Below are 859 nucleotides of genomic sequence, written 5' to 3'. Positions count from 1 at the left end.
AATCCATTAGTGAAGGTAACAGCGTGAAGGTGAAGGTCAAATCGAATGGTAGCATAAAGCTGTATGCGTACGCTGAGGAACAAGACAAAATTCCTGATGAAGGCGAAGCCACCAAGAATGTAAAGGTCTCCTCGGTTTCTGCTAAAGGTTCTACCGTTAAGTTAGGAGTGACGGTTACTGAAAACCGTGGACGTTATTCAGGTCATCAAGCCGTTTGGGAATTTACGTACAAGATTAAGAAACAATAATAGAATGCTAAAAAAAGACCGTCACTCCCCAGGAGCGGCGGTCTTCGCTTTTACAAGTCGCTGTAACTGGGCACGTACCATTTCGGTATATAGGTTTGAAAATAATTATACGCTTCCAAAACCTCTTCAGCTCGTTGCACCATATCGTCTACCTCTTCTTTGCCAAATGGAATGGCCCAGTGAATCGATGAAAGCTGATTGCTTGCAATATACAGAGCCATTAATCTAAAAAATAAATCAGGTACATGGTTATTAAAATAACCGTGGATACGGCCCGAAGCGAATAAAGGACTTAATGCTGCACACCAGGTAATTCTATTGAATTCCTCCCAAGGATCACCATAATCCATTCTATTAAAATCGATGATACCCAGTTCACCGGATGGGGCAACCACCATATTGCCCACATGATAATCCCCATGCTGAAAAGCCTGGGGACGATTTTCTAATAGATGGCGGTTTTTCTCAATAAAGCTTATGGCTTGATCTGCTCCCTTTAGGGGAATACCGCATGACTTATAGTTTGTAATATATCTGTTGATTTTGGCATTATAATGTTCAGCCCATGGGACTCGATCTTGCTCCGCATGAATCTCATGCATTTTTTTTAG

General features: G+C 41.8%; 1 protein-coding gene and 1 pseudogene. One reads left to right on the top strand and one right to left on the bottom strand.

Annotation, left to right across the window (positions count from 1 at the left end; all coding sequences use genetic code 11):
- Positions 1-248, top strand: a pseudogene (locus GRP75_RS28270) (hypothetical protein); the annotation flags it as partial.
- A 50-nt stretch (positions 249-298) separates the two neighbouring features.
- Here the strand turns inward: GRP75_RS28270 and GRP75_RS28265 are convergent.
- The coding region (locus GRP75_RS28265) for an aminoglycoside phosphotransferase family protein (protein WP_160791037.1) at positions 299-859 on the bottom strand (561 nt) is incomplete at its 5' end.

It is taken from the genome of Paenibacillus sp. OT2-17 (assembly GCF_009827695.1).
Classification (GTDB): Bacteria; Bacillota; Bacilli; order Paenibacillales; family Paenibacillaceae; genus Paenibacillus; species Paenibacillus polymyxa_B.
This window is presented reverse-complemented; position numbering and strand designations above follow the sequence as displayed.